This window comes from Cognaticolwellia aestuarii (genome assembly GCF_002000025.1).
Classification (GTDB): Bacteria; Pseudomonadota; Gammaproteobacteria; order Enterobacterales; family Alteromonadaceae; genus Cognaticolwellia; species Cognaticolwellia aestuarii.
Genome location: NZ_MUZV01000001.1, coordinates 29,974 through 53,068, shown reverse-complemented (window position 1 = coordinate 53,068; position 23,095 = coordinate 29,974). Strand labels below are relative to the sequence as shown.

25 protein-coding genes are annotated in these 23,095 nt (G+C 39.4%); 16 read left to right on the top strand and 9 right to left on the bottom strand.

Features of this window, described 5'->3' with window-relative positions:
* Nucleotides 1-117: 117 nt before the first annotated feature.
* On the bottom strand, nt 118-975 hold the full coding sequence (hslO, locus tag B0169_RS00260; RefSeq protein ID WP_077283576.1) for an Hsp33 family molecular chaperone HslO: 858 nt from the start codon (nt 973-975) through the stop codon (nt 118-120).
* A gap of 9 nt (nt 976-984) precedes the next feature.
* Nucleotides 985-1,398, bottom strand: a complete 414-nt coding sequence (locus B0169_RS00255; RefSeq protein ID WP_077283575.1) for an RNA-binding S4 domain-containing protein — start codon at nt 1,396-1,398, stop codon at nt 985-987.
* Between the two features lie 203 nt (nt 1,399-1,601).
* Between B0169_RS00255 and gspC the strand changes: the two genes are divergently transcribed.
* The 12 genes from gspC to B0169_RS00195 all read left to right on the top strand — a co-directional run bounded on the left by gspC (nt 1,602) and on the right by B0169_RS00195 (nt 13,185).
* Nucleotides 1,602-2,558 carry a type II secretion system protein GspC gene (gspC, locus tag B0169_RS00250; protein WP_077283574.1) on the top strand — a complete coding sequence of 319 codons (957 nt, stop codon included), beginning with the start codon at nt 1,602-1,604 and terminating at the stop codon, nt 2,556-2,558.
* Nucleotides 2,559-2,575: 17 nt separating this feature from the next.
* Complete coding sequence (gene gspD, locus B0169_RS00245; RefSeq protein ID WP_077283573.1) at nt 2,576-4,669, top strand: type II secretion system secretin GspD; 2,094 nt, start codon at nt 2,576-2,578, stop codon at nt 4,667-4,669.
* Nucleotides 4,670-4,746: 77 nt separating this feature from the next.
* Nucleotides 4,747-6,249, top strand: coding sequence for a type II secretion system ATPase GspE (gene gspE, locus B0169_RS00240; RefSeq protein WP_158077040.1), 1,503 nt, complete (start codon nt 4,747-4,749; stop codon nt 6,247-6,249).
* 104 nt (nt 6,250-6,353) lie between these two features.
* On the top strand, nt 6,354-7,577 hold the full coding sequence (gene gspF / locus B0169_RS00235; protein ID WP_077283571.1) for a type II secretion system inner membrane protein GspF: 1,224 nt from the start codon (nt 6,354-6,356) through the stop codon (nt 7,575-7,577).
* A gap of 2 nt (nt 7,578-7,579) precedes the next feature.
* Nucleotides 7,580-8,014, top strand: coding sequence for a type II secretion system major pseudopilin GspG (gene gspG, locus B0169_RS00230; protein WP_077283570.1), 435 nt, complete (start codon nt 7,580-7,582; stop codon nt 8,012-8,014).
* Between the two features lie 28 nt (nt 8,015-8,042).
* Nucleotides 8,043-8,672 (top strand): type II secretion system minor pseudopilin GspH, encoded by a 630-nt coding sequence (gene gspH, locus B0169_RS00225; RefSeq protein ID WP_077284503.1) that lies wholly within the window; start codon nt 8,043-8,045, stop codon nt 8,670-8,672.
* Nucleotides 8,656-9,054, top strand: a complete 399-nt coding sequence (gspI, locus tag B0169_RS00220; RefSeq protein WP_077283566.1) for a type II secretion system minor pseudopilin GspI — start codon at nt 8,656-8,658, stop codon at nt 9,052-9,054. Before gspH ends, gspI begins: the two co-directional genes overlap by 17 nt.
* Nucleotides 9,051-9,731: a type II secretion system minor pseudopilin GspJ gene (gene gspJ, locus B0169_RS00215; RefSeq protein ID WP_077283564.1), complete on the top strand. Its 681-nt coding sequence runs from the start codon at nt 9,051-9,053 to the stop codon at nt 9,729-9,731. The genes gspI and gspJ overlap by 4 nt, the downstream gene beginning before the upstream one ends.
* Nucleotides 9,724-10,746: a type II secretion system minor pseudopilin GspK gene (gspK, locus tag B0169_RS00210; protein ID WP_235838422.1), complete on the top strand. Its 1,023-nt coding sequence runs from the start codon at nt 9,724-9,726 to the stop codon at nt 10,744-10,746. The genes gspJ and gspK overlap by 8 nt, the downstream gene beginning before the upstream one ends.
* A complete protein-coding gene (gspL, locus tag B0169_RS00205; RefSeq protein WP_077283560.1) occupies nt 10,746-11,978 on the top strand; it encodes a type II secretion system protein GspL in 1,233 nt (410 codons plus the stop codon). The genes gspK and gspL overlap by 1 nt, the downstream gene beginning before the upstream one ends.
* Nucleotides 11,975-12,442, top strand: coding sequence for a type II secretion system protein GspM (gene gspM, locus B0169_RS00200; RefSeq protein ID WP_077283558.1), 468 nt, complete (start codon nt 11,975-11,977; stop codon nt 12,440-12,442). Before gspL ends, gspM begins: the two co-directional genes overlap by 4 nt.
* On the top strand, nt 12,442-13,185 hold the full coding sequence (locus tag B0169_RS00195) for a type II secretion system protein N (RefSeq protein WP_077283556.1): 744 nt from the start codon (nt 12,442-12,444) through the stop codon (nt 13,183-13,185). The genes gspM and B0169_RS00195 overlap by 1 nt, the downstream gene beginning before the upstream one ends.
* A gap of 78 nt (nt 13,186-13,263) precedes the next feature.
* Here B0169_RS00195 and yrfG read toward each other — a convergent pair whose 3' ends face one another.
* A complete protein-coding gene (yrfG, locus tag B0169_RS00190) occupies nt 13,264-13,938 on the bottom strand; it encodes a GMP/IMP nucleotidase (RefSeq protein ID WP_077283554.1) in 675 nt (224 codons plus the stop codon).
* Between the two features lie 140 nt (nt 13,939-14,078).
* On the opposite strand from yrfG, the gene nudE reads away from it, so the two are divergent.
* From nudE to B0169_RS00175, 3 genes are all read left to right on the top strand, one after another.
* A complete protein-coding gene (nudE, locus tag B0169_RS00185; protein WP_077283552.1) occupies nt 14,079-14,633 on the top strand; it encodes an ADP compounds hydrolase NudE in 555 nt (184 codons plus the stop codon).
* Nucleotides 14,633-15,457, top strand: a complete 825-nt coding sequence (gene cysQ / locus B0169_RS00180; RefSeq protein WP_077283550.1) for a 3'(2'),5'-bisphosphate nucleotidase CysQ — start codon at nt 14,633-14,635, stop codon at nt 15,455-15,457. The genes nudE and cysQ overlap by 1 nt, the downstream gene beginning before the upstream one ends.
* 89 nt (nt 15,458-15,546) lie before the next feature.
* Nucleotides 15,547-16,131 carry a YceI family protein gene (locus tag B0169_RS00175; RefSeq protein ID WP_158077027.1) on the top strand — a complete coding sequence of 195 codons (585 nt, stop codon included), beginning with the start codon at nt 15,547-15,549 and terminating at the stop codon, nt 16,129-16,131.
* A gap of 61 nt (nt 16,132-16,192) precedes the next feature.
* On the opposite strand, the gene B0169_RS00170 is transcribed toward B0169_RS00175, so the two are convergent.
* The 4 genes from B0169_RS00170 to B0169_RS00155 form a co-directional block, all read right to left on the bottom strand.
* A complete protein-coding gene (locus B0169_RS00170) occupies nt 16,193-16,426 on the bottom strand; it encodes a YheU family protein (RefSeq protein ID WP_077283546.1) in 234 nt (77 codons plus the stop codon).
* Nucleotides 16,423-17,394, bottom strand: a complete 972-nt coding sequence (locus B0169_RS00165; RefSeq protein ID WP_077283544.1) for a hydrolase — start codon at nt 17,392-17,394, stop codon at nt 16,423-16,425. Before B0169_RS00165 ends, B0169_RS00170 begins: the two co-directional genes overlap by 4 nt.
* A 344-nt stretch (nt 17,395-17,738) precedes the next feature.
* A complete protein-coding gene (locus B0169_RS00160) occupies nt 17,739-17,870 on the bottom strand; it encodes a DUF3149 domain-containing protein (RefSeq protein WP_077283542.1) in 132 nt (43 codons plus the stop codon).
* Between the two features lie 142 nt (nt 17,871-18,012).
* Nucleotides 18,013-19,275: an acyltransferase family protein gene (locus B0169_RS00155; RefSeq protein WP_158077026.1), complete on the bottom strand. Its 1,263-nt coding sequence runs from the start codon at nt 19,273-19,275 to the stop codon at nt 18,013-18,015.
* A 141-nt stretch (nt 19,276-19,416) separates the two neighbouring features.
* Here B0169_RS00155 and B0169_RS00150 point away from each other — a divergent pair, with 141 nt between their 5' ends.
* Complete coding sequence (locus B0169_RS00150) at nt 19,417-20,280, top strand: LytTR family DNA-binding domain-containing protein (RefSeq protein ID WP_077283538.1); 864 nt, start codon at nt 19,417-19,419, stop codon at nt 20,278-20,280.
* Between the two features lie 93 nt (nt 20,281-20,373).
* Here B0169_RS00150 and B0169_RS00145 read toward each other — a convergent pair whose 3' ends face one another.
* Together B0169_RS00145 and B0169_RS00140 are read right to left on the bottom strand one after the other, a co-directional pair.
* The gene (locus B0169_RS00145) at nt 20,374-21,096 is read right to left on the bottom strand and encodes a tetratricopeptide repeat protein (protein ID WP_077283536.1); all 723 of its coding nucleotides are present in this window, start codon (nt 21,094-21,096) and stop codon (nt 20,374-20,376) included.
* Nucleotides 21,097-21,180: 84 nt separating this feature from the next.
* On the bottom strand, nt 21,181-23,082 hold the full coding sequence (locus B0169_RS00140; RefSeq protein ID WP_077283534.1) for an ATP-binding cassette domain-containing protein: 1,902 nt from the start codon (nt 23,080-23,082) through the stop codon (nt 21,181-21,183).
* Nucleotides 23,083-23,095: the final 13 nt, after the last annotated feature.

Below are 23,095 nucleotides of genomic sequence, written 5' to 3'. Positions count from 1 at the left end.
TTTGTTGTTAACAGATTGAAAAAAATGATTAACTTCTGAGGAGGGTGATTAAAATATATTGAGGTGAAAAATTAGTAGGCTTGCGGTAGTAGTCACAAGCCTAAAATAGCAATGAATTTAATGTTTACTATCGTTGATAAACTGTTCGAGTTGAGGGCGTTTGAATTGATAGGTGGTCAAACAATAATCACAAGTCATTGAGACACTGCCTTGTTCGACAATAATATTGTCAAGTTCGCTTGGTTCAATTTGAGAAATTGCATTTAAACACTTTTCCTCTGAACAGCTGCATTTGTAGCTAATAGCTTGTGGCTCAAATAGTCTAACTTCTTCTTGATGATATAATCTGTATAGTAGCTCTTGGCTGTCAACAGAAAATATTTCATCTGATTTAATAGTATTTGTTAATTGACAAAGGTGAGCAAAGTCCGCTTCTTGTTGCGCCTTATCACCGGCATCTGGTAACAATTGAATCAATGTTCCTGCTATTTGAGATGTATTTTCGTCGGTAAAAAGCCAAATTTTTGTTGGGATTTGTTCAGAAACTTCAAAGTAGTGTGCTAGGCATTCTGCTAACGTTTCTTCTTCAAGTGCCACGACACCTTGATAAGGCTCACCATTTTTTGGACGAATAGTAATAACCATATTACCTTTGCCAATTAAATCTTGGAGGCTTGTTGCATCGGTTTCACTGCTCATACGTGCAATACCACGCATTTCTTGTAAGTTATTACCATTAACAGCCATGTAACCTATAGGACCATCACCTTGTAGTTGAACGGCAATTTCCCCTTCAAACTTTAAGGTTGCAGTCAGTAAACAAGTTGCAGCAATTAATTCACCTAATAAGTTTTTTACGCCTGAAGGATAGTTGTGCGGAGCAACAATTTCCTGAAAGGTTTGGCTTAAGTTAACCAATTCACCTCTCGCATGTAAGTTATCAAATAAGTATCGATTTAAGATATCAGTTTGCATTGTCACTATTTATATCCTTTCTTTTAAATGCCGAATTTGTCGGCGTTGTTTCTTGTCGGGCTTACTGTCACTGGCTGGGCTCAATAAAATACCCTGTTGACGAGCTAAGCTGTTTTTTTCACGAGTTTCAATGCTTGCTTGAGTTTCTTGATAAAGCGTTTGCGCAAAAGTGGCATCTCTGCGCCTATCAGCTAAGGCGATAACCGTGACTTGTTTTTCTTCAAAACCTTGCCTAACGGTTATGCGATCACCTATAGCAACTGCCTTACCAGACTTACTGCGTTGACCATTATAAAATACTTTGCCGCCATCGATCATTTGTTTTGCAATTGCCCGTGTTTTATAAAATCGAGCAGCCCACAGCCATTTGTCTAAGCGGGTAGATTGATTGATTTCAGTATCATTAACGTTAGGTTTAGCCATTGTAATGTTTATACTCTATAGAGGCGCTTTTAAAATTGCCGAAAGTTAACATAACGGCAATGTTTACGCTAGCCAGATTGCATTTGTTTACACTTTATTAACTAATTTTTGTTAAAAAATAATATGACGTCTTGTTGCTGAGCGTTAGGTCAAGTATCATCAAAGAGAATTGAAATTTCCAGATAATAAAAAAATTATAAAAAATGTCATTATCGAACAATCTATCAAGCATGCTTGAACAGTTATCTAAGCTTCCTCAACGAAAAATTACTCAGGTAATTATTTTATTGCTATTAAGCTATATTGCCTATTTATTTGCGCAGTTAACCTGGCTTGGGTTAACGGAGCCTAACTATAATTCAGGCTTGAAGTTAGCAACGTCTCCATCAATATCTTCAGCACCGAAAAAAGAAGTTAGTGTGCAAGCCATTAAATCATTGAATCTTTTTGGCGCATTTTCGCAAAATAAAGTTGAAAGGATTGAAGAGGTCGTCATAGAGGATGCTCCCGAAACACGTTTAAAACTGACCTTGACCGGTGTTGTTGCTAGTAATGATAAGGCAACAGCGGGTGCTATTATTGAAAGCTCTGGCAAACAAGAGACCTACAGTGTAGGTGAAAATATTAAAGGCACACGTGCTGTCCTTGAAAATGTTTTTAATGATCGTGTTTTGTTAAAAGTATCAGGACGTTTAGAAACCCTTATGTTTGAAGGCTTAGTTTTTGATAAAAATGTTAAGCCTGTTATTTCAAATAGCCGTCGAACTAAGCCACAGCCCACGAAAGTTTCTCGTGACAAACCATCTGCTGCCAATGTTGTTGACCAACGAAATAATAAAGCGTTAACAAAAGCAACCAAGTCACTACAACAAGAGCTGAATAACGACCCGGGGAAAATTACCGACTATTTAAAGATTTCACCCAAGCGAGATAATGGAAAAATTTCTGGATACCGAATAATGCCAGGAAAAGATCCAACTTTTTTCCAGAACGCTGGTCTTAAGCCTGGTGATGTTGCAGTACAAATGAATGGCTTTGATTTAACCGCTCCAATAGAAGCAGCACAAGCGCTTAAATCTTTAAAAGAACAACGCGATGTTTCACTATTACTTGACCGTAATGGTGACATGACAGAAATACTTTTCAGTATAGATAATTAGAATAAAAGGAAGAATACATGCGCAAATTATTAAGCGCACCTTGGTATAAGCGTAGCCTTACCGGGGTTGTTACAGCAGTTTTACTTAATAGTGTTTTACTCTCTACAAATATAAATGCCGCTGAATACTCACCTAATTTCAAGGGCACAGAAATTGCTGAATTTATTAATATTGTCGGTAAAAATTTAAAAAAGACTATGATCGTTGATCCCAACGTACGTGGTAAAGTCAATGTCCGTAGTTATGATCTACTGACCGAAAAACAATATTACCAATTCTTCCTCAATGTATTAGAGGTTTATGGTTTTTCCGCTGTTGAAATGGAAAATAATGTTGTCAAAATTATTCGTAATAAAGATGCAAAAACCTCTTCAATTCCTGTCGTTGGCAATGAAAACCCTGGCGCGGGCGATGAAATGGTTACCCGTGTTGTTGAAGTTAAAAATGTTACTGTACGTGAGTTAACACCGCTATTACGTCAATTATCAGATCAAGCTGGCGGTGGTAATGTGGTTAATTACGACCCTGCTAACGTGATTATGCTAACGGGTACAGCTGCAGTGGTTAATCGTTTAGTACAAATTATTGAGCGAGTTGATAAAGCGGGTGACCAAGATGTACAAATCATTAGCCTGAAATATGCCTCCGCCGGTGAAATGGTTCGTATTATCGAAGCAATGAATAAATCAAGCCAAGGTAAAGGCTCTGGTACGCCAACCTTTCTTATTCCTAAAATTGTTGCTGACGAGCGAACTAATAGTGTCATTGTTAGTGGCGAAGTAAAAGCTCGAGAACGTGTCGCAAGATTAGTGTCAAGATTAGATAGTGAATTAGAAACCAACGGTAATACGCGTGTTTATCACCTTAAATACGCAAAATCAGAAGATATGGTTAAAGTACTACAAGGGGTAAGTGAATCTATTGAAGCTGACGCCGCGGGTGCAAAGACCTCATCAAGAAAAAACCAAAGCCGTAATGTTAGTATAGATGCCCATGAAGACACCAATACATTGGTGATTACTGCCCAACCTGACATGTTGCGCTCACTTGAAGCGGTTATTCGTCAATTGGATATTCGTCGTGCACAAGTACTTATTGAAGCCATTATTGTAGAAGTTTTCGAGGGCGACGGTGTTAATTTAGGTGTGCAGTGGTATCACGAATCAGGTGCTATGTCACAATTTACCAATGGTGTTACGCCTATTAGTTCTATTGCAGCAGCTGGTGAAGCTGCCAAAACGATACAAGGTGAATGGGTACCTGAAGTCAGGGCTGCAGATACTGGAGAGTTAATTACCGCTGGTTATAGAAAAAATGATACAGAAGGTGATTATACTTTGGCTGCCCAAGTATTAGGGTCAGTCAGTGGCACATTGTTTGGTATTGTGAAAAACGATTGGGGCGCAATCATTGAAGCAGTAAGTTCTGACACTAACTCCAACTTACTATCTACCCCAAGTATTACAACCTTGGACAACGAAGAAGCTTACTTTATTGTTGGTCAGGAAGTGCCAATCATCACTGGCTCACAAACAGGCAGTAATAATACTAATCCATTTCAAACTGTTGAACGTCAAGAAATTGGTATTAAATTAAAAGTAACACCGCAAATTAATGAAGGTAGTGGCGTACAGTTAACTATTGAACAAGAGGTCTCCTCGGTTAGCGGTGCAACCGGTGTTGATATCTCAATTAATAAGCGTGAAATTAAAACCACAGTCATGGCGGATGATGGCGCTACGGTTATTTTAGGTGGCTTGATTGATGAAGATGTGCAAGAAAGTGTGCAAAAAGTACCGTTGCTAGGCGATATTCCACTGCTTGGTCACTTATTCAAGTCAACGAGTAATACCAAACGTAAGCGTAATTTAATGGTGTTTTTACGACCTACCATTGTGCGTGATGGTAAGCTGATGAATGATATCAGTAAAGAAAAGTACAACTTCATTCGAGCGTTGGAAATTGAAAAGAAAGAAGCTGGCTTAGAGTTAATGTCGGATGAAAAACTTCCTATATTGCCGAAATGGAATGACGAATTATCATTGCCACCTTCATTTGATGAATACATGCAAAAGCGTGATGAAAGCAAGTCTTCGGATGAAAATGAATAGCTATGAGTGATATCGACCCACAAACACAAGCATTTGTTGCTGCAAGTGAAACCACTAGCATTGAAGATGAGTCATCAATGCTAGCTGAAAGTGACATGTTAACCGATGACGGTATTCGCTTTCGTCTTCCCTTTGGCTTTGCTAAGCGCCATAGCGTATTAGTAGAAAACGATAATGGCGCATTACGTCTGGTATGTATCGACACGCTTAATGCCAATATTTTATTGGAAGTGCGTCGGGTATTAAAAACACCTTTTACCATCAGTATAAAAAGTCCAGAAGAGTTTGAGCAGTTGTTGACGACTACTTATCAGCGTGACTCTTCAGAAGCGCAACAAATGATGGAAGATATTGGTAACGAAGTAGATCTATACTCGCTTGCTGATGAAATGACTGAAACAGAAGACTTGCTCGAAAACGAAGATGACGCGCCGATTATCAAATTAATTAACGCCATGCTGAGTGAGGCAATAAAAGAAAATGCTTCAGATATTCATATCGAAACTTTTGAACAAGCATTACAAATTCGTTTTCGTGTCGATGGTGTTCTACGGGAGGTATTAAAGCCTAATCGGAAATTAGCGTCCTTACTCGTATCACGTATTAAAGTTATGGCCAAACTTGATATTGCTGAAAAACGTATTCCACAAGATGGTCGTATTTCTTTAAGAATCGCTGGTCGGGCGGTTGATGTTCGTGTCTCAACTATGCCAACAGGCCATGGCGAACGTGTAGTTTTGCGTTTACTTGATAAAAACTCGACACGCCTAGACTTACAAGATTTAGGGATGACTGATGGCAACCGAGCTCGTTTTTCTGAGCTAATCGAAAAGCCACATGGCATTATACTCGTTACAGGGCCAACAGGCTCAGGTAAAAGTACCACTTTGTATGCTGGGTTAAGTCAAATTGATAGTAAAGAACGTAATATTCTGACGGTTGAAGACCCTATAGAGTACGCCATTGAAGGTATTGGACAAACACAAGTTAATACTAAAGTAGATATGACCTTTGCCCGAGGTTTACGCGCGATACTACGTCAAGATCCTGATGTGGTGATGGTCGGGGAAATTCGTGATTTAGAAACGGCTCAAATTGGTGTTCAAGCCAGTTTAACTGGGCATTTAGTTTTGTCGACGCTACACACTAATACAGCCGCTGGTGCTATTACCCGAATGGAAGACATGGGTGTTGAGCCTTTCTTATTGTCGTCAAGTTTATTAGGTGTATTGGCGCAGCGCTTAGTGCGTACGCTATGTCCACATTGTCGAGAATGCTGTCCTACAACAGCAGAAGAACGTAAATTATTGCAACTGAGTGATGATGATACTGCGCCTATTTTTAGGGCTGTGGGTTGTGAAGAGTGCAACTTTAAAGGTTATCGAGGTCGAACCGGTATTCATGAACTGATTGTCGTTGATGATAAAGTTCGTGAGCTTATTCATAACGGTAAAGGTGAGCAAGTTATTGAAAAGTTCATTCGAAAGTCCACGCCAAGTATTCGTCGTGATGGCTTTGATAAAGTTATGCGTGGCGAAACCACTATTGAAGAAGTATTACGTGTTACACGTGAAGACTAATTAGGATAAATAGTTGATTTTTAGCGCGACTTAGCTTTCTAAGACTTCGGTCGTTATGACAAGCTAGCAGTTTCTAAAACTAAGTGAAGACTACATTGTAAATTATGGCAGCATTTGATTATCAGGCAGTAGACAGCCGAGGAAAAAACAAAAAAGGGGTTATCGAAGGCGATACGCCTAGACATGTTCGTAACTTATTACGTGAACAAGGTTTAATGCCAATCGAAGTCACGCCGTGCTTACAAAAAAATAAACAAAAAAATAAAAAGTCATTATTTGCAGGCGGAAAAAAAATATCAGCGGCAGAATTGGCACTTATTACACGTCAGCTTTCAACTTTAGTTGAATCGGGCTTGCCAATAGAAGAGTCTTTGATGGCCGTTGGTGAGCAGTGTGATAAAAATAGTTTAAAAAGTATGGTAATGGCGGTGCGCACCAAAGTTACCGAAGGCTATGGTTTAGCTGAAAGTATGGCTGAATTCCCACAAGTATTTAACCGTTTATTTCGTGCCATGGTGGCTGCTGGCGAAAAATCAGGACATCTTGATAAAGTATTGGATCGACTTGCTGATTATACAGAGCAACGAGAACAACTAAGGTCACAGTTAATACAGGCATTAGTTTACCCTATTATCATGACTATCGTTGCTACCGGGGTTATTGCTATTTTGTTAACAGCGGTTGTGCCGAAAATTGTTGGGCAATTCGAGCATATGGGCGCTAACTTACCAGGTACAACTCAATTTTTAATTGCCAGTAGTGATTTTCTACGTGAATATGGTTTAGGCATCGTACTCATTTTTGCTGCATTGATGTTACTTTGGTCACAGTTATTGAAAAAAGAACGTTTTAGGTTTGCATACCATCAACGTTTTCTTAACTTACCGGGTATTGGCAAAGTGGCAAAGAGTGTTAATACCGCAAGATTTGCACGGACATTGAGCATTTTAACCGCAAGTGCCGTTCCTCTTTTAGAGAGTATGAAAATCTCAGGGGAAGTGCTTGATAACTTATATATCAAGCAAAGTGTTAAAGAGGCCGCTGATAAAGTGAGAGAGGGAGCGAGTTTACGAGTATCGTTAGAACAAACTAAGCTGTTCCCACCGATGATGTTACATATGATTGCCAGCGGCGAAAAAAGTGGCCAGCTCGAACATATGTTAGGTCGTGCAGCAGATAACCAAGACCGAGATTTTGAAGCTATCGTCAACATCTCATTAAAAGCGTTTGAGCCTGCATTAATGGTGGTGATGGCAGGTATTGTATTATTTATCGTTATGGCTATTTTACAGCCAATTCTTCAGTTAAATACGTTAATAGGAAGTTAGAAATGAAAGCAGTAAAAAATGTTCGTGGTTTTACCTTGTTAGAAATGATGGTTGTTATTGTTATTTTAGGTATTTTAGCCAGTATGGTGGTGCCAAACTTGATGGGCAGTCAAGAGCGAGCAAATGTACAAAAGGCAGTTTCAGACATTAACGCGCTAGAAACTTCTTTGAGTATGTACAAAATGGATAACTATAAATACCCGAGTACTGAGCAAGGACTCGAAGCACTGGTGACTGAAACTGATATTGAACCAGCACCACGTCGTTTTCCTGAAGGTGGTTATGTAAAGCGTTTACCTAACGACCCATGGGGTAAAGAGTATCAGTTATTAAATCCAGGTGAGCATGGCAGTATGGATATATTTTCTATGGGGCCTGATGGTGAACCTGGCACTGATGATGATATCGGTAACTGGAACTTAGGAGATTTTCAATAATCTTTAACAATTTGATTATTTGTTAATTATGCAACTTAATACTGTTTGTTCAACAAGAACAAGGCAATGTTCGCAACAAGGCTTTACATTAATAGAAGTCATGTTAGTCATTGTCTTAGTTGGCGTGATGATTTCTGCGGTACAATTTACCTTTTCCAGTAGTAAACCAGAGCAAATACTACAACAAAACAGTGCCCGCTTTGCGGGCATTTTTGACGTAGCGGCCGAGTATGGCCTACTTAACAATGTAGAGTTAGGCTTGTTTGTAAAAGAAAATACTTATCAATTTTTAGGCTACGATGGTGTGCAATGGTCACCTATTGCAGACAACCCGTTATTTGAAGAGTTTACGTTACCTGATAATGTTGAAATTAGCCTGCAACTTGATGATTTGCCTATCGAGGAGCCTCAATTATTTGATTCATCACTGCTCATCATTGAAGAGGAAGATGACAGTTTTACTGAAGAGGACGAAGAAAAGAAAATTACCCCACAAGTTTACATTCTCTCGGGTGGCGACATAACGCCTTTTAGTTTAACGTTTTCTTTTGCTGAGTTTACATTTGACGATGATGACAACGTCAGTTTTATCGTGTCTGGTATTTATAGCACACCATTAACGATAGAAGGGCCAATAGCTAATGACAGCTCACGTTAATCGTCTTGTTAAAAAGTGGCAACAAGGCTTCACTTTACTTGAAGTGATGTTAGCCATGGCTGTTTTTTCAATTGCAGGTATTGCGATTTTAGGTACGGCTGACACGAATGCTCGTAATTTGGGGTATTTAGAGAGCAAAATTATTGCTAACTGGGTCGCATCAAATCAGCTTGTAGAGGTAACGTTAGATACCGCATGGCCACCAAAAAACAATAAAAAAGGTAAGGTTGAGCTAGCCGGTCAAGAATGGTTTTGGCAGCAAAAAGTTGTTAAAACTACCGACAAAGATATGCGCGCTATTGTTATGGAAGTACGACTAAACGAGAAAGAAACTTCAGCTTTAAGCAGCCTAATGACTTATGTTGCGAAGACCAATCAATGAAGCCTCTTTGCACTAACATCGCCTCTTATCAGCAGAAACAAGGTATTGCATGCCGTAATACACAAGGCTTTACCCTGTTAGAAGTTTTAATTGCTATTGCAATATTTGCCGTGATTAGTATGGCAAGCTTTAGTATTTTTGAAACCGTATTAAATAGCGACACTGTCACTAAAGAGCGCACGGACAGGGTGAATGAATTACAACGTGGTTTTTTAATGATTGAACGTGATATGTTGCAAATTGCGCGTCGCAGCATACGGCTAAATGGTGAAGCTCCACAAGAAGGCTTTTTGCATACAGATAACGACAGTTATTCTAGCACTGAACAAGCCATTGCTTTTGTTCGTCATGGTTGGACTAACCCCGGTTTATTGCTACCGCGCAGTGATATGCAGTCAGTGGCTTACCAATTGAACGATAATACTCTCGAGCGTGTGCATTTTAATTTTGTCGATGCTGTTTTGGGGGAAGAGCCAAAAGTAAGGCCCTTGATTTCACAAGTTGAAAAATTAGATTTTGAATTTTATGATGGTAAAAAGTGGCAGAAAACCTTAGCAGAAAATACCATGCCGATGGCTATTGCCATTGAGTTAGAGACCACAGATTATGGCATTATTCGCCGTCAATTTCTCGTAGCAGGTGATGGTCTGCAAGAAAAGGAAAGTGATCGTGAGTAACCGCCTTAGTACTAAATATTCATCTAAAGGTGTAGCGCTAATTACTGTTATGCTTATTGTGGCGTTAATTGCTACTTTAGCTACACAAATGACAGCGCGCTTGCAGTTGCAAATGCAACGTACCAGTAATTTGGCTTCAAATCAGCAGGCTTATTGGTATGCTATGGGCGCTGAAGCCTTTGCAAAACGCATTTTAACTCAATCATTTACAGAGAATGAAGAGGTTACACATTTGGGACAGATGTGGGCACAAGGAGAAAATACTTTTCCTGTCGACTTTGGCCAAATAACTGGTGAAATAACTGATTTACACAGTTGCTTTAACCTAAATGCTTTACGTGCCGATGATGATAATACTGATACTAGCGGTGTTGACAATACCAGTAAGGGAAAATCTCCTGCGAGGCTTGCTTTTGAAGAGTTACTCATCGCATTAAGTATTGAAGGTGTTGGTAACTTTGAAGCAGAATATATGGCGGATGCCTTAACTGATTGGCTTGATGCTAATAGCAGTATCTCTAGTTCTGGTGGTGCCGAAGATAGTGATTATGCTGCGAAAGAATTTCCATATTTAGCGGCTAATAATTACTTAGCAAGTTTAGGTGAGTTAAGAGTTATTGAGCACTTTAGTATTGCGGTGATCAATAAACTCAAAGACTATGCTTGTGTGTTACCCAATAACAACCTAAATAAGGTTAACATCAATACCATTGCACAAGACAAACCTGAAATACTTGTTGCCATGTTAGGGATCAGTCAAAATGATGCGGTGCAAGCTTTGTCTGCCCGTGAGGAAGAGGGCTTCAGTAGTGTGGCTGATTTTTTTGCTTTGCCTGAGTTAACTAAAGCGAAAATTCCACCAGAAAAACAGCAACAATTTACGGTTAAAAGTGAGTATTTTAAACTCAAAACAACAGCAAGTTTTAATAATAGTTATTTCGCTTTGAATACCATTATGAAAGTAGAAAATAAAAATAATATAAGTGTGATCAGTCGCATCATAGGACGAGAATAATGGGTGAAACGTTATTTATCCGTTTAGGCAGCCAAGCTGGGAATAAAATTCATTGGTTGATTAAAACTAACGGACAAGAAGAGATTATTGCAAGTGGTGAGTTACCTAATGCAAAAGCGCTAGCGCAGTTAGCTGAAAAGTCGTTATCGAGAGACGTTGTGACATTTGTTCCGGCCAGTGATGTCGCGATCAAAAGCTTAACGGTGCCGGGCTCGTCGCAACGAGCAATTCGTTTAGCAGCACCATACATGCTAGAAGAAGAGTTAGCTCAAGATGTCGAGCAACTGTTTTTTGCTTTTAGTGATCTCAAGCAAAATGAACAGGGACATAACTGCTTTTTAGCTGCACTTGAGCGCCAACAATTAATACAGTGGCAACAATGGTTAGCTGACGCGGATATTTTCTGTAAGGTCATCATTCCAGATGCGTTAGCACTGCCTAACGATAATGAAAATTGTCATGCTGTAATGCTTGGAGAGCAAGTGTTATTAAGGCTTTCTGCTTGGCAAGTCATGGCATTTGAAGACAATGCTTGGCCTATAGTTGCTAAGCAGATTAATACTAGCAATGACAATGAACATTCAATATTAGCGTATTCATTTTTGTCACAGGTACCGGCAGAGCTAAATGTTGAATATTTACCGGAAGAACTGCCACTTGCTATTTTAGCCGATCATCACTCAAAAAAGTTCAACCTGTTACAAGGTGAATTTCAAGTCAAAGAAAAGCGTTCAGCAACGAGCACAAGTTGGTTATGGGTGGCTGGTATTGCTTGCTGCGCATTGTTGCTTAACTTTACCCTTAAAGGAATTGAATTTTATCAACTATCTCAGCATCAGCTGACTATTGAAGAAGACATCATTGCTAATTACAAAAGTGCATTTCCGGCAGCTAAACGAGTTAAAATATCCACTATTCGTTCACTACTACGACAAAAATTAGCTGAAGTTGGTGATAGCGAAGCGTCTGCAGGTTTCTTACCGCTATTAGTTAAATTAGAGCCGGCCTTAGCAAGTGTGCCAGAAATAAAGCCACAAACGCTGAAGTTTGACGGCAAGCGCCAAGAAGTTCGTATGCAAACAGTTGCTAAAGATTATCAGTATTTCGAAAAGTTAAAGGTAGCACTTGAGAAAGCAGGCTTAACCGTGAATTTGGGTGCACAAAACAATCAAGGTGAACAAATTTCTGGCTCGTTCAGCATCACCGATACATCAGCTAAGGGGCGCTCATGAAAACTTGGTGGCAACAGTTAAACCTTCGTGAACAGCGTTTAATTATGGCGATGGCAGCAGCTATTAGTGTCTTTATTTTGTACGGGCTAATTTGGCAACCATTGAATGAAAATATTGCCAGTAGTAAGTTAAAAATTGAACGCCAACAGGCTTTATTGTCTTGGGTTGAAGACAATACTAAGCGCTATAAGCAAGCAAAATTAACCAACGGTAGCCGTAGTGGTGCAAGCTTATCGAGTATCGTTAACCGTACTTCAAGGCAGAACGACATCATTATTACTCGCATGCAGCCTCAGGCTGACGATTTGCAAGTTTGGATTGATGAAATATCGTTTAATCAGTTATTAACTTGGTTAGAGCAATTAGCCAGCAGAGAAGGCTTACGTGTGAAGAATATTGATTTGAGTTTAGCGGATGAGCAAGGCGTAGTACGTGTTCGTCGATTACAGTTAGGAAAGAGTTAATGAAAAAGACGTTTGCATACATAGCCACTTTTTTTGTGCTTTATAGTGTGTTTGTGATTGCGTTAATGCCGGCAAGTTGGTTAATGGCACAAATTAAATTACCGACTAATGTCTCGATAACGCCGGTAGAAGGTACCATCTGGCATGCCAGTGTCAAACAAGTCATGGTTGATGGTGTGGTGATTAATCAGGTGAAGAGTCATTTGTCACTAGTCTCTGTACTGATGTTAGATCCTAAACTTAATGTTACTTTTGGAGACCCCCTCATTAATGGTCCTGAAGGACAATTAACCATCAGCGGTTTACGCTCTGATATAAGCATTAATGATGCGAGAGTTTCACTTGCTGCTAATACCGTTGCAGCACGCCTCAATTTGCCGATAGATATTATTGCTCATGAACAGTTAACACTTAATGTTAGCCATTTTGTGATGGGAGCACCTATTTGTGGTGAATTACAAGGCGATGTTGCATGGCGCTCTGCTGCTGTTTCAGCATTTGATGAAAAAGTTAAGTTAGGGAACCTTTCGGCGGCGCTAAGCTGTGAAAAAGGCGAATTAATTGCCGAAATAGCGCCTAATAATGACTTAGGTTTAAGCTATCGCGCACAATTAAAGCAAGGCGGCCGCTTTGCTGGTAATGGGTATTTAACCCCAGGAGAAAAATTTCCTGAGCAATTACGAGAAGTGTTAAGCTTTTTAGGTAAGCCTGATAGAAAGGGGCGTTATCGTTTAAAAATATAGTGCTTCATTAAGCCTTAACTCACTTGCCGTGTATGTTCGTTTAAACCTTTATTCGTCAAGTGAGCTGCTCTGTGAACGCTAGTGTTGAGGCGTTGCCTTAATATCTGCTAATAGCTCAGAATAATCGGTAATTGAGGGATATTGGTTAATTACCCGGCTATCTTGTTGGCTATCTGGGTTCGCCACAGCTAACAAATGTTCAAAGCCATATTTTTTAGCTGAATCAAGTATAGTAATACTATCATCAACAAAAAGAGTTTGTTCTAACACAAAACCATGTTTTTCCTGTAGTCGTTGCCACAATAATTGAGACTCTTTTGTCACGCCAAATTCATGCGTTGAGTATAGGGTATCAAAGTATTTATCTAATTGGGTTCGTTCAATTTTGAGTGCTAGACTATCAGGATGGGCATTTGTCACAAGGACGATGTCACGCCCTGAAGACTTTAGCGCACAAAGAAAATCATGAGCATCGATGCGCAACTGAATCAAATGTTGCACCTCACGCTTTAAGTCAGTAATAGAAAGTTGTGTTTGCTCGGCCCAATAATCTAAGCAGTACCAATCTATGGTACCTTCGACTCTCTGATAATGATCAACGAGCGACTGCTTAGCTTCAGCTAAGTTGACGTTATGTAGTTCACTGTAGCGTTGTGGCAGATGATGCAACCAAAAATGAGTGTCAAAATGCAAATCGAGAATGGTTCCGTCCATATCAAGTAAAACAGTTGAGATTTTTGACCAATCAAGCATAGATTTTTCCCTAGGAACACGTTTATTATAGGATTATACCGAAGAGATTTGGCTATGTATTCAAGGTTATCGTGCTATGGTTAAACTTTAGCTTTTACTTTAATGCATTCTTTTACTAAGTTGCTGCAATAAAGGGCGTTATGACAACAAAAAAAGTACTACCGCAAATTACTGCACGTAAGCAAGTCGCGAAAAGCCGCTTATTTGCTATTGAACAAATTGACCTTACTTTTAGCAATGGTGTTGAACGCGAATACGAGCGCATGCCAGGCGCAGGTAGAGGGGCTGTTATGATCGTTCCTATGCTTGACCAACATACTATGCTGTTGGTGCGTGAATATTGTGCAGGCACTCATAGCTATGAGTTAGGTTTTCCAAAAGGTTTAATTGATGCGGGTGAAAGCGCTGCAGAAGCCGCCAATAGAGAGCTGAAAGAAGAAATCGGTTATGGCGCTGAAAACTTAACCTCAATCCACACCGTTGCCATGGCTCCGGCATTTTTCGATGCACAAATGACTATTTTTCTTGCCGATACACTTTATGTGGAAAAGCTAGAGGGCGACGAGCCTGAAGATTTAGAGGTAGTGCCTTGGCCAATAGCTGACTATCGACAGCTATTACTGCAACCTGACTTTAATGAGGCGCGTAGTCTTGCCGCATTGTTATTAGTTAAAGATCACTTGGGAGATATTTAATGAGCCCGGAAATGTTATTGTCTGTAGCGCTAGAAAGTGCAAAAAAAGCAGGACAAGAAGTCAGCCGCCATTATAAAAAAGGTGATTACACGGCTGAAATGAAAGCTGATAATAGCCCAGTGACAAGTGCTGATATTGCCGCTAATGATGTATTAATGGATGCGTTGAAAACACTGACGCCAGATATTCCTATTATTTCTGAGGAAGTCGGTGCTTTAGCGCTGAAGGAGCGCAGTAAATGGTCGCGTTATTGGTTATTAGACCCCATTGATGGCACCGGGGAGTTTATTATTGGCAGTGGCGATTTTGCCGTTAATATTGCTTTGGTGGAAAATGGTTGGCCGAGTATTGGGGTAATTCATGCACCAGATCATCACCTAACCTACTATGGGCAAAATAACTTAGGGGCTTTTAAAGAAGATAATGTGGCAAGTCATCGTATTCACGTTGCAGAGTATGACGGTAAACGTCGGATCAAGGTTGCTATAAGTCGCCGACAAGATATCAATTTAATGGGCCAGTATTTAAATGATGCTTATGGTTATGATCGTGTCGCTTTAGGGAGTTGCTCATTAAAGAACTGCTTAATCGCTGAAGGTGGGGCAGACTGCTATTTGCGTGTTGGGCCTACCGGTGAATGGGATACTGGTGCTAGCCATTGCATCATCGAGCAAGCAGGCGGCAGTATTATTGATAGTGAGTTTAATCCCCTTACTTACAATCAACGTGAAACATTAATGCAGCCCGACTTTTTGTCTTTAGGAAACCATAATATTCCTTGGCATGATATTATTAAACCACATCGAGCAACACGCTCAATTTAATAACCATAAGCACTGACATAAATAATCAATATGCTGAAGTCTATTGATTATATTGTTAGTTGCGTATATTCAAAAACATGGAGTGCGAAATGCGCCAAACAGCTTTAATTTTAATAACATTACTGATAAGTGTCGTAACCAGTTTACCCGTGTTAGCAGCATGGCAGCTTGATAATGACAAATCGCGGTTAACCTTTATGTCGGTAAAGAAGGCAACAATTGCAGAAAATCATCATTTCTCTAAACTTGAGGGTCACATTGATGCAAATGCCCAAGTAAATATTAATGTTGACTTAGCAAGCGTTAACACGAATATTGCCATTCGTGATGAACGCATGAAGCAGTTTGTATTTGAAACCGATAAGTACGCTAGTGCAACTTTTAATGCGCAGCTTGATAACGCTATGCTAGAAGCGTTAAAAGCAGGCGATATCAAGCAGTTAACGGTTGACGGACAATTAGATTTTCATGGTCAAAAGCAAGCTATCAGTATGCATGTTAATGTTATTAAATTGGCTGAAAATAAAATATTAGTTCATACAAGTCAGCCATTTTTTATCAAAGCTGATGCGTTTGGTGTTGTAGCAGGGATTAATAAACTGAAAGAGCTGGCTGCTTTACCAAGTATTGACTACGTTGTGCCGGTAAGTTTTTCGGTGACATTTGTGCGTTAAATTTGTTGCTATTATATTTACAAAGGCACGGTTTCAGTGCCTTTGTTATTTTGCCATGGCATTATTCTTCTTCACTACCTTCAATAAATTGCTCTGCAGGCACAATATTCACCGTTTCATGTAGTTCAGAATAAACTAAGCGCGCACTGCCTTGTTTTAACTGCTGATGTACTTGGGCTATTTTATCGCTTAATGAAACATCTTCGCTGCCATATTCAGTACCTTCTCTTAAGACAAAGTTTTCGATGATAGCGTTTAAAGTTTCGCTAGGTAACTGCTCTAAGGGAATAATCATAAGTATCTCGTAAAAAACTCAGGAATGCGTTGCTCAAGCCAAAATTGCGGCTTAAATGGATTACTACCACTAATAAAACCAACATGGCCGCCACGCGGACTTATTTCAAAAGTCATTTGTTGTGGTAGCGTAGTGATAGCCGTGGTGTTTTTATCACACAAAAAAGGATCGTCGCTAGCATGAATGATCAAGCAAGGGGCTATGATGTCTTTAAGTACATCTCTGCCACTTGAGCGTTGGTAATAGTCATTAGCGTCAATAAAGCCATTTACAGGCGCGGTTACCATTTGATCAAAGTCTCGTATTGAACGAACATGCTGTAAACTTTTTACATCAACATTGTGTAGCAATTTTGCCTTTATTTTTTTCATTGTGCTGGTTTTGAGCATATCAACCAGATATTTTTGATAGACGCGGGAAAAACCTTGGTTAATACGATCGCAACAGCTTGATAGATCTAGCGGGGCACAAATCACGCAAGCCGCTTGATAAATATTTTGTTTTTGTTCTGCTAGGTACTTTGTTAAAACATTGCCGCCCAATGAGAAACCAACAATGGCTTTTTTCGCCGCGGGATAATGTTGAGCAAGGTGTTGGCTAAAGTAGTCGACATCACAAGTTTGGCCGCTATGATAAGACTTTGCCATACGGTTCGGTCGACCACTACAGCCCCGAAAATGCATCAATACTCCCACCCAACCTCGGGCTTTGATTGCCGACAGCATCCCCTTAGCGTAATGACTGTTTTTTGAGCCTTCTAAGCCATGCAATACCGCAACAATTGGGCGATTACATGCCGAATTTACTTTTTCAGTCCAAGCTAAATCAATGAAGTCACCATCTGGTAACTCTAAAGTTTCGTCGATTGTGGCAATGGTGTGATGGCGTCTAAAAAATTTAGCGGCAATCGTTTGCAGGTGAGGATTTTTTAGCCACCAAGCAGGGCTGAAAGAACTTTTGGTAAACATAACGTGGTAATAGTAAATAATACAAAAAAGTTATTGTACGTTAAAAGCATGCTAATGCCCATAAGCGGTTGAGTCGACCAAATAGCTTGGAAAAACGATTTTGTGCGAACGGGATTATTTATGGAAGATAAATTAAATAACAGACCCAGCAATATCGTTTTATCCGACCTTGAAACACCGTGATAACTTAATTGACTAAAGTTGTACTACTGTCAACGATTACAGTCTTGCCCGATAACGAGCTGTCTTTATCTTCAGTACTTTATCAACCGATATCTAATCGCCATGTTTAGCCTGTTTTACTGTACCGGTAACATTGCTTAGTCGTTGTTATAGCGAGTTAACTATTGCTTATCTTCACTAATGTGTTTGGCAAAATAATAAATATAAAAGCCACCAATGCCTAATAAAATAGCTAAGCCAGCAAAAGAATAAAGTACAACAGGGTCGTTGAGTAGCATATCTATAATGTCCATAATTTGCTCCAGTAGAGATTAAAATAGTTAATAGGTTAGATAGTCATTGTAAATAATAACCCTACATAGTTTGTTGATTTAGATCACTGTCAGTGTCGGTTTATAGTCGATATAGCTAGGCTATTACACTCTGTTTTTTATGCTAAATTAATATTTCTAAAGCAATAGGAATAATTAATATGGCAGCTACGATGTAGGCAATGCGTTGACTGAGTAAATGCTTTGGTGGTTTCATGGTTAAGCCAAAGCAAGGTCTTAATATATTGACACGTTTAATCACTTCATAACTGACTATGCAGGCAAGGAAAGTGACTAAAATCAAAATGACGGCCTCAAGTGCGGCACCTAAATTATACTGAGTTAAGTGATACCCTAGGACCACAATAAAGCTCTGATGGAGTATATAAAAGGGGTAAACGGCTTCATTGAGATAAGATAAGTTGCTAGTGTTTTTATTGAAATATTTATAGGCAATACTCAATAGCATTAGTACACCTAATATGCGTAATAAACTATAAATAATAGTGCCTATTACAAGTAGCCAAGGAGGATTAATGCCGGGGGATGCCTGTTCGAGTAACCAAACTTCATTATAGAAATAAAGTACAGTAAAATAAGTAATGATAAAACTCGATATTAACCAAACGATATTTTTGGCTATCCGTTGCCAAAAATTATGCTGCCAGCCAATAAGGTAGCCGTAAAGCATAAAAGTAAAACCAAGTGGGTAGCGTTGATCAGTAATTTGCCAAGTTATTTCAATAAGTACTATTGGCAGACCCGCTAATATAATTGCGATGCCACCGTGCTGCTTGAATAAGTTGCTCACCATACGTGTTACCCAAGATGAATTGAGTAGCGGCAAAAGACAAAGTATCACTAAAGAGTACTGCCAAAGCGAGCGTAAAAACCATAGGTGATTAACATCTATGTGAGGCCAGATGCCAGCTTGATATTTATCAAAAACGCCATTATCGTCGCTGAAAAATAACGTGAGAAACTGCCAGTAACTGACATTGAGGTCACCATTGTGGGTCATTTCAATATACAGTTGAGGTGGTACTATGACCAGAATGCCAAACAATAACGGTAATAATAATCGCAGTGAGCGGATACTAATAAAGCGCCAAACCGTAACTTTTGCCATAATGAAACGCATGGCAATACCTGAAATTAGCCAGAGCAGCGGCATACGCCAAGGTGAAAGCATCAGCATTAAGTTTTCTAGAAAGGTCGATCTATATTGGCTTTTGACATGCCAGCCCCAATTTTCAACATAAAACATGCCACAATGAAAGAGGATTAACAGCATAAAGGCAAACACCCTGAGCCAGTCAAGGTCATAGCGTCTTAAGGGCATTTGTATTGTGCTTGGTGTAAATTTTTCTGCCAGGTTTTTTAACATAAGTATCATTGTTTTTATCACTTGTGATAAAGATATCTTCGCTGATACACTGCTTAAGTGCATGCCATAAAGGCTGTAAAAACAATGACTAGGGATAAGCGGCAATATAGAGGGATAAAAATATTGCCTTAGATTAATATGATGAATAAGTTAGCGCACTTTCAAAAATATAAACTTCGCTATGAAGCTTTTGTCTTCATTAGTTACTTTTTTATTAATAGTACTTTGTTAGCCACATCAGAAATTATGGAAGCGCAACGCGAAAATGCTGTCATGCCTTTTGCTATTTGGGAGCCCTTTGTCTGGGAGTACTCCAGTGCAATAGCGACCTTAGTTTTATTACCATTTATTTTTATGCTCTTACAAAGAGCCCCCTTTAATTGGCAAGCAATAAAATATTCTATTTTCCAATATTTCTTAGCGGCAAGCATTTTTTCATTATTACATGTGGCTATGATGGTAGGGCTAAGAAAGCTAGCTTATTTTACCGTTGAACGCAGTTATGATTTTGGTAATTTATGGTTTGAACTGATTTATGAGTATCGAAAAGATCTCTGGTCATTTATATTTTTTATCATTTTTTTACAGGGCTATCGTTTTATTTTGTCACGTTTACAAGGGGAGGCAAATCCGGTTGCTCAAAGTGAAGCGGAAAGTGATAGTTGTCAAGCTGGTCATAATATCGATAGATTATTAGTAAAAAAGCTCGGTAAAGAGTTTATTATTAAAATTACAGATGTTGAGTGGCTAGAGTCATCAGGAAATTATGTTAATTTACATATTGATGGTCGGATTTACCCGACACGTGCAACATTGACACAGCTCAGTGAGCAGATAGAGAGCAAGGGGTTTTGCCGTATTCATCGCTCGCATGCTATTAATTTAAATTATGTAGAGTCAATTACTCCATTAAGCTCAGGTGATAGCGAAGTAAAATTAACGACTGGAAAAAGCTTAAACTTATCTCGACGTTATAAAGAAAGCTTTAAAGCGCGGCTTGCCTAATGAAAAACCTTGCAGTGCTTAAGTACAAGGTTTTAATTTTAGACTTTTTGGTAAAGTCACCTGTCTTGATACGGATGAAATATAGCGATTGGCTTAAAGAAACTTTTTAAGTTTTAATTCGCGTTGTTCGATAATTTTTCGGTAAATAGCGTCAGCTTTTTCTCGTGCGGTTTTAATTTGATCGACAGACAATTTATGTTCATCCATATCACGACTTTGTTTTGCTACACTGTAACCGTTTTTAGCAGCAATAATATTCCAAATGTATGACATCTCAGTACTTTGAGGGAGACCTTTTCCTTCAAAATACATTAACGCTAAGTTAAATTGCGCTAATGCATAGTTTTGATCGGCTGCCTTTTGATACCAACGTGATGCTTGCAGGTAACTTTTTTCCACACCATGGCCGTTGTATAACATCACACCAAGATTAAACTGCGCGCGAGCTAGGTCTTTATTTGCTGCTTTCTCCATTAATGCATAAGCGGTTTTGAGATCCTTTTTAGTCACTTCACCTTCACTGTAAAGCAAAGAAAGATCAAATAGGGCATCAGGGTAGTTTTGTGCAGCAGCTAAATTAAAGAGCTCAAGTGCTTTTTTAGCGTCTTTAATTACCCCATAACCGTTTAAATAAATTAATCCCATTTGATATTGGGCTGGTGCATACTCTTGTGCAACTAAAGGTTCAAATTCAGCTATCGCGGCTCTAAACTCACCTCGATTTAATTCATATATGCCTAAGTCTAAATCGGCACTGTTTGCAGCGCTTTGAGCTAATAGGGCGATACTCAGCGCGAGTAAAGTTAACTTTTTCATTATGGTGTCCTGTAGTCTGTGTTGCCACTATGAATAACCGTGACAAACTATCATGCTGCGATAACTTAAGTGTAGCAATAAAACCTATAATGCTTGTGACATTATCTCTTCAATTTGCTCTTCAAGCTCAAGCCATAGCATTTCATTTTCTTCTAGCGTTTGCTTCAGCTTAGCTTGATGCTTTAAAAGTTCAGTGAGCTTGCTTTTGTGCTCAGCCTGATAAATATCACTATCGGCCAACTGTGCTTCCACATCGGTTAATTCATCTTGTGCTTTTTGTACTATTTTTTCAAACTTGTCTGCTTGCTTACGCAGTGGTGAAGCCTTTTTACGTAATTCAGCTTGTTCTTTACGTTGTTGTTTTTTGTCTATTTGTGGTTCGCTGACTATTTTGTTTGCTTTGACTGATTGCTTTTTATCATCATTTAGCCATTGTTGATAATCATCAATGTCACCATCAAAATCAATAACACGCCCATTAGCCACTAAGTAAAACTCATCTACACAAGATTCTAATAAATATCTGTCATGAGCAATAAGAATAATCGCGCCATCAAAGTCTTGTAAAGCTAATACTAAGGCTTGACGCATTTCTAGATCGAGATGGTTTGTCGGTTCATCAAGTAATAGCAGTTGTGGCTTTTCTAAAACAATGAGGGCTAAAACTAAGCGCGCTTTCTCACCACCTGACATAGTGCCGACTTTATCTAGCGCTTGATCACCGCTAAAGCCAAAACGCCCTAAAAACGACCGTGCTTGTAACTCTGTAATATCAGGCTTTGCCCGAGTGATATGCTCAATAGCACTGCTAGGCATATGTAACTGCTCAAGTTGATGTTGTGAAAAATAACCTACTTTGAGCTCTTGTGCACAGTAACGCTCACCAGCAAGTAGCGCTAGATCACCGGCCAATGATTTTATAAGTGTTGATTTACCCGCGCCATTGCGGCCCAGTAAACCAATACGGCTGCCAGGTACTAAAGTCATGCCAACGTTCTGTAAAATAATGGCTTCATCATTATAGCCACACTGACTTTCCGTTAGTGCTAACAGCGGATAAGGTAGTGTTTCGGGTTGTTCAAAACTAAAGGTAAATTGGCTGTCAACATGTGCTGGCGCTAAATCTGGTAGTTTTTGCAAACGTTTTAAGCGACTTTGTGCTTGTTTTGCTTTACTGGCTTTAGCGCGAAAACGATCAACGAACGAGGTTAAATGCGCAACTTCTTTTTGTTGTTTTTGATATTGCGCATCTTGCTGAGCTAAATGCTCTGCACGTTGGCGCTCGAAAGCACTGTAGTTTCCCGAGTATAATTTTGCAGCTTGGTGCTCAATATGCAAAATTTGACCAATTACATCATCAAGAAAATCTCGATCATGTGAAATCAACACTAACGTGCCAGTAAATCTTTTCAACCAACGTTGTAACCAAATAACGGCATCTAAATCTAAGTGGTTAGTTGGCTCATCCAATAGTAATAAATCAGCGCGACTGATCAAGGCTTGCGCTAAGTTCAAGCGCATGCGCCACCCACCAGAAAATGACTTTACCGGATTTGCTAGTTGTTCTTGCATAAAACCTAAGCCGTGCAGTAACTCAGCAGCACGAGCAGGTAAGCTGTAACCGTTGATGGTATCAATTTGGTTAATAATAGTCGCTTCGAGTGTGCCGTTATCATTTTCACGCGCTTGGGCTAATTTTGCTTCTAACTGGCGAAACTCTATATCACCATCCATGACATAATCTAAAGCAGATTGCTCTAGCGCCGGCGTTTCTTGCTTAACGGTGGCAATTTTCCAGCTTGTTGGCATAGATAGGTTGCCCAAATCTGGCGGTAATGTCCCGAGCAAACTAGCGAATAGAGAGGATTTTCCACAGCCGTTTGCCCCAACAAGCCCAACCTTATGATTTGGGTGTATGGTAAAACTTGATGATTTTATGAGGTATTTTGCACCTCGGGCTAAACTTAAGTCTGTAGCTGTGATCATTTATCGTTACTCT